Annotated in this window: 8 protein-coding genes, 1 pseudogene and 1 riboswitch; of the genes and pseudogenes, 6 read left to right on the top strand and 3 right to left on the bottom strand. The window is 55.2% G+C overall.

Annotated elements, in window-relative coordinates; genetic code table 11:
* The 6 genes and pseudogenes from V6C07_RS06870 to V6C07_RS06845 form a co-directional block, all read left to right on the top strand.
* Positions 1-392 (top strand): annotated as a pseudogene (locus V6C07_RS06870) (ferredoxin); the annotation flags it as partial.
* Between the two features lie 189 nt (positions 393-581).
* The gene (metA, locus tag V6C07_RS06865) at positions 582-1,526 is read left to right on the top strand and encodes a homoserine O-acetyltransferase MetA (RefSeq protein WP_333535608.1); all 945 of its coding nucleotides are present in this window, start codon (positions 582-584) and stop codon (positions 1,524-1,526) included.
* A gap of 34 nt (positions 1,527-1,560) precedes the next feature.
* Complete coding sequence (locus V6C07_RS06860) at positions 1,561-2,004, top strand: RrF2 family transcriptional regulator (RefSeq protein ID WP_333535607.1); 444 nt, start codon at positions 1,561-1,563, stop codon at positions 2,002-2,004.
* On the top strand, positions 1,988-2,824 hold the full coding sequence (nifU, locus tag V6C07_RS06855) for a Fe-S cluster assembly protein NifU (RefSeq protein WP_333535606.1): 837 nt from the start codon (positions 1,988-1,990) through the stop codon (positions 2,822-2,824). The genes V6C07_RS06860 and nifU overlap by 17 nt, the downstream gene beginning before the upstream one ends.
* A 4-nt stretch (positions 2,825-2,828) precedes the next feature.
* Positions 2,829-3,983, top strand: a complete 1,155-nt coding sequence (nifS, locus tag V6C07_RS06850) for a cysteine desulfurase NifS (RefSeq protein WP_333535605.1) — start codon at positions 2,829-2,831, stop codon at positions 3,981-3,983.
* Between the two features lie 389 nt (positions 3,984-4,372).
* On the top strand, positions 4,373-5,506 hold the full coding sequence (locus V6C07_RS06845) for a bacteriohemerythrin (RefSeq protein WP_333535604.1): 1,134 nt from the start codon (positions 4,373-4,375) through the stop codon (positions 5,504-5,506).
* Positions 5,507-5,759: 253 nt separating this feature from the next.
* On the opposite strand, the gene nrdG is transcribed toward V6C07_RS06845, so the two are convergent.
* The 3 genes from nrdG to V6C07_RS06830 form a co-directional block, all read right to left on the bottom strand.
* Positions 5,760-6,287, bottom strand: a complete 528-nt coding sequence (gene nrdG / locus V6C07_RS06840) for an anaerobic ribonucleoside-triphosphate reductase activating protein (protein WP_333535603.1) — start codon at positions 6,285-6,287, stop codon at positions 5,760-5,762.
* Positions 6,280-6,450 (bottom strand): anaerobic ribonucleoside-triphosphate reductase, encoded by a 171-nt coding sequence (gene nrdD, locus V6C07_RS06835; RefSeq protein ID WP_333535602.1) that lies wholly within the window; start codon positions 6,448-6,450, stop codon positions 6,280-6,282. Before nrdD ends, nrdG begins: the two co-directional genes overlap by 8 nt.
* 183 nt (positions 6,451-6,633) lie before the next feature.
* Positions 6,634-8,889, bottom strand: coding sequence for an anaerobic ribonucleoside triphosphate reductase (locus V6C07_RS06830; protein WP_333535601.1), 2,256 nt, complete (start codon positions 8,887-8,889; stop codon positions 6,634-6,636).
* Positions 8,890-9,084: 195 nt separating this feature from the next.
* A riboswitch (cobalamin riboswitch) is annotated at positions 9,085-9,263 on the bottom strand.
* Positions 9,264-10,070 lie beyond the last annotated feature (807 nt).

Genomic DNA, 10,070 nt, shown 5'->3' with positions numbered 1-10,070 from the left:
AACCCCTGACACCCGGTAGGGCTTCAGCCAATCCCGGCCTTGCGGTGGATCTGCCTTCCTGGCCCATCCAGTTGCGGCTGGTTCCGGCTACGGCCCCGTTTCTCAAGGGGGCCCAAGTGCTGCTGGCCGCCCACTGTGCCGGTTTTGCCCTGCCCAACCTGCATAAAGACTGGCTTGCAGGGCGCATACCCGTCATCGCCTGTCCCAAGCTTGAGGACAATGACGCCCTTTTGGAAAAGCTCACGGCCATCATAGCATCAGGGCAGATCGCGGGGCTTACGGTGCTGCGAATGAGCGTACCCTGCTGCGGGGGACTTGAACGGCTGGCCCAGCAGGCCCTCAAAAATGCGCAAAGTGACCTGAAAATGGAATGCCATGTGGTCAAACTGTAACGATAGCCAACAACACAACGCAGACAGCGGCGCAAAAAGCAGCGCCTGTTATAGTATCTTGACAAAACATATCTAATCGCTATGTTTTAAGGCGGGTCCCGCAACGCTTGCTGCCGGGATCCGCCGCTGGTTCAGCAACACCAAAACTGTGCCGCATCCCGGTGCAATGTCAGTGTCAAGGAAGAGGATATGCCCATTAAGATTCCGGCGGATTTGCCCGCCTGCTCCGCTCTGGAAAGTGAAAACATCTTCGTGATGACCGAAGACCGCGCGGTCGCTCAGGACATACGCCCCCTGGAAATAGCCATCGTCAACCTCATGCCCACCAAAATCGCCACTGAAACCCAGTTGCTGCGACTTTTGGGCAATTCTCCTCTTCAAGTCAATATCACGCTGCTGCGCACCGAGGCGCATGAGTCCAAAAACACCCCGGCACAGCATCTTGAGCGCTTTTACAAGACATTCAGCGAAATACGGCACGGCAGCTTTGACGGCATGATAGTCACCGGAGCGCCGGTGGAACATCTGCCCTTTGAAGACGTGGATTACTGGCACGAGCTGCTTGATATCATGAACTATGCGGCGAGCCACGTTTACTCCACCCTGTATATCTGCTGGGCCGCGCAGGCCGCGCTGTACCATTTTTACGGCATACCCAAGTTCAGCCTGCCGCAAAAAATTTCCGGAATTTTCAGCCACGACATCCTTCTGCCGGACTGCCGCCTTTTCCGCGGCTTTGACGACACGTTTTCTGCGCCGCACTCGCGCAATACCGAGGTGCGCGCAGGGCATATCCTTGAAACACCGCAGTTGCGCCTGCTCGCCCAGTCTGAGCAGGCCGGGGTAACGCTTGTGGAACGTGTTGACCACTCACAGGTTTTTATGACCGGCCATCTGGAGTATGACAGAGGCACACTGGATGCAGAATATCGCCGCGATGTCGACAGGGGCCTTAAGCCGCGCGTGCCGGAACACTACTATCCCCATAACGACCCCGCCGCCGTGCCGCGCATGAACTGGCGGGCGCATGCGCATTTGTTTTACTGCAACTGGCTTAACTATTACGTGTATCAGGAAACTCCGTTCAGCCTCACCGCCATCGCCCAAAACCGCGAAACGCGGACTGGCGCATAGCCTAATCCGGCCACTTGCCGAAACGAGGAGCCTTATGCGATTTTCGACCAGAACCCGTTATGGACTGCGTTTTCTGCTGCGTTTGGCAGCCCAGCCCCAGGGCAGCCTTTTGCAACTGGGGCAGGTAGCCCGCGAGGAAAACATTTCTTCGGGCTACCTGGAGCAAATCGTCCGGGCCTTGCGCCCCATGGGCATACTTCGGGCCGTGCGCGGTTCGGGCGGTGGCTACGCCCTGGCAAAGGCGCCTGCGGACATCAATATGGAAGAAGTTTTTCAGCATCTTGAAGGCGAAATTTCTCCGGTGCGCTGCCTCAGCAAAGGCCGCTCATGCCAGAGAGAAAAACATTGCTCCACCCGTGAATTCTGGAGCGAACTTGACGGACACATACGCAGCTTTCTGCAACAGAGAACCCTGCAGGAAATAATAGAATCAGAGAAGCACTCCGCTTCGGGAGGCAATTATGTGGAATTATACTGAAGCCGTTCATGATCATTTTCTGCGCCCGCACAACGTGGGGCCGCTGGAAGGAGCCAATGCCATTGGCGAAGTGGGCAGCCTGGCCTGCGGCGACGCCCTTAAGCTCTATCTCAAGATCAGCGATCAGGGTATTATTGAAAATGCCACCTTTGAAACGTTTGGCTGCGCCAGCGCCATCGCCTCCAGCTCGGTGCTGACGGATATGATCAAGGGCATGTCTGTGGACGAGGCCCTCAAGGTCAGCAACAAGGACATTGCCAATGCCCTGGGCGGCCTGCCCAAACAGAAGATGCACTGTTCCGTCATGGGGCAGGAAGCGCTGGAGGCCGCCATCCGTCAATGGAGGGGCGAGCCGCCCGTGCCGCACGCTCACGAAGAGGGCAAGCTGGTCTGTAAGTGTTTCGGCGTTACCGATGCGCAGATCATCCGCGCCATTCGCGAAAACGGCCTCAAGACCGTGGAAGAGGTCACCAACTACACCAAGGCTGGCGGCGCCTGCGGAGAGTGCCTGGACGAGATAGGCGAAATCCTTGCCGCCGAGCTGAAGCAAAAGCCGCTGGTGGAACTGAAGCCCAAGGCGCGCATGACCAATGTGCAGCGCATGCAACTGGTGCTCAAGACCATTGATGAAGAAATCCGCCCTGTGCTCGCTGCTGATGGCGGTGATATCGAACTGGTGGACGTGGACGGCTTGCGGGTAGTGGTATCCCTGCGTGGGCGTTGCTCACAATGCCGCGCCAGCGATGTGACCATTCGCGACCTTGTGCAGCGCCTTTTGCGCGAACATGTGGAACCCGACATCGTGGTCGAGGAGGCATAAGGACATGCGCACCATCTATCTCGACAATAATGCCACCACGGCCGTGGCGCCCGAAGTGCGGGACGCCATACTGCCCTATCTTTCCGACCTGTACGGCAACCCCTCAAGCATGCACAGCTTCGGCGGGCAGGTGGCCGAGGCTATGGAAAACGCCAGGCTTAGTCTGGCGAACCTTCTCGGTGCCCACCCTGACGAAATCCTGTTCACCTCGTGCGGCTCGGAAAGCGACAGCTCCGCCATATGGACTGCCCTGCAAACCCAGCCCGAAAAACGCCACATCATCACCACCCGCGTCGAGCACCCCGCCGTGCTTACCGTGATACAGCACTGGGAACGGCACGGCTACCGCGTCACATACCTTGCTGTGGACAGCAAGGGCAGGCTCGACCTCAACGATTACGAACAGGCGCTGTCCGACGACACCGCGCTTGTGTCCATCATGTTTGCCAACAATGAAGTCGGCAACATTTATCCCATACAGCGCATGGCGGAAATGGCCCACGAAAAAGGCATACTCTTCCATACCGATGCCGTGCAGGCTGTGGGCAAAACCCCCATCGACCTTCAGCATCTGCCCGTCGACATGCTCTCGCTTTCCGGCCACAAACTGCATGCGCCCAAGGGCATAGGCGCCCTGTACATCCGCAAGGGCGTACGTTTTCGCCCCTTCCTTCGCGGCGGACATCAGGAGCGCGGCCGCCGCGCCGGCACAGAAAACGTGCCTTATATCGCGGGCCTGGGCGTAGCCGCCCAACTGGCACTGGACCACATGCAAGAAGAACGCATCGAGGTAGCCAGGCTGCGCGACAAGCTTGAGGCCGGCATTCTGGAGCGCATCCCGGACTGCATGGTCAATGGCGATGTGGAAAACCGCCTGCCCAATACCACAAATATTGCTTTCAAAAATGTGGAAGGGGAAGCTATCCTGCTCATGCTGGACAGGCTGGGCATCTGCGCAAGCTCCGGTTCGGCCTGCACCTCTGGCAGCCTTGAACCTTCGCATGTGCTCAGGGCCATGGGGGTGCCGTTTAACTTTGCTCACGGCTCTATCCGGCTTTCTCTTTCGCGTTACACTACCGAAGATGACGTGGACTTTGTTGTTGAGCATTTCCCCCAGGTGATCAAGACTCTCAGGGCCATATCGCCCTTCAAGGATTAAGCGTTATCCGGCAGGAACAAGACTTCGCAAACACTCCCCGCCGGGCGCTGGAACACCTCCAGATCAGCCCCGGCGGGGAACTTCACCAGACACCGAGCCTTACAGAATCGAGCGTCAGCCTTAGCCATTGATCTGCCGCCCGGCAGCCTCCTGCATTTTCTGTCTCTTCCGGACGGAGCTTGACGGTTTAGAGCATGTTAGCCGCCTTGAGAATATATATTCTCGATGCGTTGACGGCACTCTCCACAGCGCTTAACAGCCCCAATCAACAGCGCTTGCACCTGCGTGGCGATCGTCTGTTCACGCTGCCGCCAGAACAGTTGCAAAGCGAAATCCCTCTGGACCGCAGAATGGTCTTACCCATATAGCCCCATATAGAAGGATGCCATATGCCTGTATTTATCATACTTTTGGCCCTGGCTCCTGCCGTAAGCGCGGCCGGATTACTCATGCCCTTCCCCATATCCTATATGGCGGGCGGCGTGGGACTGCTCTGCGGTTTCAGCGGGCTTTATTTTCTTTACCAGGATCTGCTCAAACCCATAAAGAGCATTTCGCTCAGCCTTCGGCAGCCCGGAACGCTCCACCTTCCCCACGATTCCGACTGCGGTATTCTGCGCGACATGGCGGATCTTATGACAGCGCGCAGTGAGGAACGCAGCCGTACTTTATCTGCAAGCTTGCGTGATCTTGAAAAATTTCAGCATGAATCCACTGAATGGCATGAAAAATACAAAATTGCCCTGACTGGACAGATCATGATCAAGGACAGTCTGCATGAACTTGTAAACAAAATTCACAAACTTTCTTCTGATCAGGCTGAACAGAGCAGAAAGCTGCTTGAAGCACACCCTGATCTGGCGCAAGAGTCTTTCTTTAACGGTCTCAGCGTACAATTACTGGACAGGATCATTGCAGAGCTGGAATTTTGCGAAAGCTATGTGGAGCAGATGACGGCATTTCTGGGCGATCCGGAAACAGACCCCGTTGCCAGCCAAGTGGAACAGCAGGAAGACTACGTGCAATGGTCGGACGATTTTTCCACCGGCGTTCCTGTGATTGACGGGCAACACAAGCTGCTGCTTTCTTATATTAACAAGCTGCACCGGGGCATCATGAAAAAAGAGGCGTCTGACCTGCTGCTGGAAATACTTGATGCTTTGGCCGGTTACGCCTTTACCCATTTCAATACCGAAGAAATATTTTTCGCCCATTCCAACTACCCTGGGGCAAAAAAGCATATTGAAATACATCAGCAGTTCAGGGACAAAGTCCTCCTCTTTCGCGAATCAGTGCTTGAAGGCAAATCAGGTGTGGATCTGGCCCTGCTGGACTTTCTCAAAACGTGGCTTGTGGAGCACATTCAAGGCATGGATGTTTCATTTGCTCCCTATGTGGCCCCAAAGCAGTACGCCAACAAATCCGGCAAAAAAGAGAGGACGGCTGACCACGCTTCGTCAAACGAAGCCGAGGCTGACCAAGCGCCAGATAGGGCTGTGGCTGATCAGCCGCCAGCGGGTTAGAGCAATTTCACTTTGAAATTGCTCTGGCGGCTGCGTGAGCAGACGTTCGCTACGGAGGCGTAAGCGCAGTTTATCTGCGCGGTTAAACGCCGAAGTGAGCGTGCCTTAAACTTTGAGAATGTATATTCTCAAAGTTAATCTGCTGTAAGGCTGCCTCCCAGAAAATTGGGACAGCGCCTGGCATCGGCCCGTTACAAAGAGAGAACCTCCGCCTTATGGGCGGAGGTTCTCTCTTTGTAACGCTGACGAAAAATCATGAGGCGGAAGCGGTCATATCCGTCATGAGACGGTGCCGCGCAGCCCTGTCCAGAAGCCGCTGGTTGGAACTGCCCCTGAAGCGCAGCTCCAGATCCCGCAAATCTTCCATGTAGGGGCCGTCAATCAGCAGGTCGGTCACATCCAGCAAACGTGCAATCCAGGGGTCATTGCCAGCCATCTGCTGCAATGTTTCAAAGGTGTAACCCGTATAGGTAACTACGGTTTTACCCCTTTCGTGTACGCCCTGGGCCACAGCCCACAAAGGCGCGGCCTGCAAAAAAGGCTCTCCGCCGGACAGGGTCACCCCCGCAAGCAGGGGATTTTCATCAAACTGTTCAAGGGCGTTCTTTGCAGTAAAAAGAAAACCCCCGGCAAGGCTGTGCGTTTGCGGGTTATGACACCCCCGGCAACGATGCGGACAGCCCTGGGTAAAAAGCACATATCGCAGCCCCGGCCCGTCTACTATGGATTCTTCCACAATGCCGGACAGGCGCAGGGGCTGCGACATCACGTCTTCAGACATGCTTTACCCGGTCACGCTCCTCGGACCGCTTGGCATTATTGAAGCGATCAAGCGTACCCACGAGATATCCGGTGATGCGGCGGGTACGTTCAAAACCCATGCCCTGCCCCACCAGCTTTTGCGCGGGCTTCACTTCTTCGTACAGACGCGACTTCATCAACATTGGTTTTCTCCTTGGTCTTGAAAAAATACGGTGAATATTACAGGCCGCATCAGCGGCCGCCGTAACTGGGCAGCGCCCGGCAGAATCAACACTGTTCATCAGCAAGGCGCGGATGTGCCTGAAAACCCCGGTTCCGGCCGCGCGAACCGGTAAAACGCACGGCGTTTCAAAACGGAATCCGGCTTAATTCCACTTGGGAATATGCGGATATTTTTTCCGCAGCTCTTCCAGCAGTTCCGGGCTGATGCCTTCGCCTTCCTTGCGTCCGCACCGAGGGCAGCAACCATTGATCACACCCACGTAGCCGCACAGGGGGTCGCGGTCAAGCGGATGATTGACCGAGCCATAGCCCACGCCACTATCGTGCATAAAGCGGATGATGCTTTCAAAAGCTTCCGGATTTTTGCACGTATCGCCGTCCAGCTCCACATAGGTGATGTGTCCCGCGTTGGTCATGGCGTGATAGGGAGCCTCGATCTGAATTTTCTTGAAAGCCTTGATCGGATAATACACCGGCACATGGAAGGAGTTGGTGTAGTAATCTTTGTCCGTAATGCCGGGGATGCTGCCGAACTTGGCCTTATCCAGTCCCACGAAGCGGCCGCTGAGGCTTTCTGCCGGGGTGGCGATAAGAGAAAAATTCAGCTGGGTTTTTTCCGCTTCTTCGTCGCAACGCTTGCGCATGTGCCTGACAATTTCCAGGCCAAGCTTCTGCGCCTCTTCACTTTCGCCGTGGTGTACGCCAAGCAGGGCTTTGAGGGTTTCAGCCAGACCGATAAAGCCCATGGTCAGCGTGCCGTGCTTCAGCACTTCTTCCACGCTGTCATCCCAGTCAAGCCTGTCGGAATCAAGCCAGATGCCTTCGCCCATCAGGAAGGGGTAGTTGCGCACCTTCTTGGAGCACTGGATTTTAAACCTGTGCATGAGCTGGCGGAAGACCAGGTCAATCCTGTCGTCAAGCAAGGCAAAAAACTTCTCCACGTCTCCCTGGGCTTCCAGCCCCAGCCGGGGCAGGTTTACGGAGGTAAAGCTCAGGTTTCCGCGCCCGCAGGTCACCTGCCGGTCCTTGTCGTATACGTTGCCCAGTACGCGCGTGCGGCAGCCCATATAGGCCACTTCGGTATTGTAGTCACCGGGCTTGTAGTACTGGAGGTTGTACGGGGCGTCCAGAAAGCTGAAGTTGGGGAAAAGCCGCATGGCTGAAACGTCTATGGCCTGCTTGAAAAGATCATAGTTGGGATCTTCACTATTATAGTTGACCCCGGACTTTACCTTGAAAATCTGCACAGGGAAAATGGAGGTTTCTCCATTCCCCAAGCCGGCCTTGGTAGCCTTGAGCAGATTTTTGGTGACCATGCGCCCTTCGGCCGAAACGTCCGTTCCATAGTTGATGGAACTGAAAGGCACCTGAGCACCGGCACGGGAATTCATGGTGTTCAGGTTATGGATAAGAGCTTCCATGGCCTGATAGGTGCGGCGTTCGGTATATTTGAGGGCTTCTTCCACGGCGTAGGCGTGAGCCTCGGCCACCATTGCTTCCCGCCCTTCGGGGGCCACTTCGACAAGTCGGCGGCCAAGGGCTTCCACCGAGCCGAGGCGGGGGTACAATGCCGCTTCGGCAAGCAGTTTTTCCGTAAAGGCCGCCGCTTCCGCAGCGTCCACATGCATGGCAATGCGCACAAATGAAGAAAAAGCGCGCTCGTATTCCTTGCGGTAGGTCTTCACAACCCCTTCGGCCATGGCAAAGTCGAAATGGGGTACGCTCTGGCCGCCGTGCATTTCGTTCTGGTTGGCCTGAATGGCTATGCAGGCCAGGGCCGAATAGCTTTCAATGGAGTTGGGCTCACGCAAATAGCCGTGACCTGTGGAAAAACCATTTTTAAACAAGGGGATAAGATCTATTTGGCAGCACGTTTCCGTGAGCATGTAGAAATCTTTGTCGTGAATATGGATATCCCCGTGGATATGGGCTGCCGAAGCGTCTTTGGGCAAGATATAGTTATCAATGAAAAACTTGGACCCTTCGGAACCGTACTTGAGCATGGTGCCCATGGCGGTATCGCCGTCGATATTGGCGTTTTCGCGCTTGATATCCTCATGGATAGCGGCGGAATATGTCAATTTTTTATAAATATCCATGAGATACGATTCCGCGTTGCGGATTTTCGTATGCTCGGCACGGTACAGGATATATGCCTTGGCAGTTTTGGCGTAGTCGTACTGAATCAATGATTCCTCAACCACGTCCTGAATTTCTTCAACGTGCTTCAGGCCACGTTCTTTCAGTTTTTTACAAACTTTTTCGGTGACGAATAAAAGGTCAGTGGGTGACATATCCTCGCCACCCACGGCCTGATTGGCCTTGGTGATGGCGTTGAGGATTTTGACAGAATCAAAGGGCACTGCCGTGCCATCGCGCTTGATGATGCTGGCGGGCATGGAAGAAAGCTCCCGGAACGTAGTGAACAGGGTCGTCCTGAAAAGGGACGCAAAATACCGATACCGAAGGAGGGGCAAAACAAAAAACAGGAACATGCCTGTAGCCGAAGGCAGACTGCCCGCAGCAGGGAACTGACCGACAAAAGCCCCGTGTCGGTTGTCCTCATTGGGTTTGCAGGGGGGGGACCCATCACCCTTTAAGATAAGTTGAAAGCAGGTCTTCCGGCTTGCCGGCCATCTTTCGGCCTTCCCAGGCTCAGCCCAGTGGCGCATGATGAAAGACAGTTTGCCCGGCTTACGGCGGCGGGTCCGCTCCCGCTTTTCACGGGATTCCCGATTAAGCCCGGTAGGGCACTTTCAATGTCTAGAAAATCTCAAAAGAATCGCATCATGTCAATTAGGGTTAGCAAAAGAGGCTTCCTAGGTGCATGGGAATACCTAGTTTATATTGAGAAAAATTTTTAATTACACTCACTTCAGGGCCAAAAAAAGACCGCAAAAGAGCACAGGGCGAGAATGGGACCCTGCCCTGCTTGACACTGCCGGAACCGCTATTGAAAGTTCCGCAGCCTGTTTATGGTGGCTGGTGGCTTCCCTCAGTGCGGAACTGCAATCTAGCGCACTGCGAAGATGATTTCAAGGCTGCTCAAGTCCTTGATACAAGCGGCTTTTTGAAAAGAGCCTCTAAAAAACCGCGCCATAGGCCGTTTTTTAAAGGCCACTTTTTTTCAAGAAACATTCCTGACAAGTTCACAGACTTATTTTTCCTCCCTTCAAGGTTGGTAAAAAACCGCAAAAATCGGCGCAAGCGCAGGCTTTGAGGCATGTTTCCTTTTTTGAGGCGCTACCCCCTTCCACCTCACCCGCTGCACCATGCAGAACCCCCATCAGGCATCCAGATCTGCGCCGAAAGGCTTAACCTGAAGGCATGATGGGGGCCAATGGCTGCCGCACAACGCTGGCAATGTTACTGCAAACTGCTCCCCAGCCTCGCGCATTGGCGAGGGCGGAGGCATTGTCAGGGCAACAGCACCAGTTCGTATGCGTTGTCCTGTCCCAGATATTTCACGGCCACCGCCTGCACCTGGGCGGGCGTCAGGGCCGCGGCCTTTTCAATAAGCCGGCGGTCAAAGTCATAAGGACGGCGCAACAGGGCGTCACCGGCGGCATCCGCAGCCCGT

The sequence above is a fragment of the Desulfovibrio sp. 1214_IL3152 genome (genome assembly GCF_036763055.1).
Taxonomy (GTDB): domain Bacteria; phylum Desulfobacterota; class Desulfovibrionia; order Desulfovibrionales; family Desulfovibrionaceae; genus Desulfovibrio.
This window is presented reverse-complemented; position numbering and strand designations above follow the sequence as displayed.

Coding starts and splice junctions, on each gene's coding strand:
- metA (WP_333535608.1), top strand. CDS start 582: ATGCCCATTAAGATTCCGGCGGATTTGCCCGCCTGCTCCGCTCTGGAA.
- V6C07_RS06860 (WP_333535607.1), top strand. CDS start 1,561: ATGCGATTTTCGACCAGAACCCGTTATGGACTGCGTTTTCTGCTGCGT.
- nifU (WP_333535606.1), top strand. CDS start 1,988: ATGTGGAATTATACTGAAGCCGTTCATGATCATTTTCTGCGCCCGCAC.
- nifS (WP_333535605.1), top strand. CDS start 2,829: ATGCGCACCATCTATCTCGACAATAATGCCACCACGGCCGTGGCGCCC.
- V6C07_RS06845 (WP_333535604.1), top strand. CDS start 4,373: ATGCCTGTATTTATCATACTTTTGGCCCTGGCTCCTGCCGTAAGCGCG.
- nrdG (WP_333535603.1), bottom strand. CDS start 6,287: ATGTCTGAAGACGTGATGTCGCAGCCCCTGCGCCTGTCCGGCATTGTG.
- nrdD (WP_333535602.1), bottom strand. CDS start 6,450: ATGTTGATGAAGTCGCGTCTGTACGAAGAAGTGAAGCCCGCGCAAAAG.
- V6C07_RS06830 (WP_333535601.1), bottom strand. CDS start 8,889: ATGCCCGCCAGCATCATCAAGCGCGATGGCACGGCAGTGCCCTTTGAT.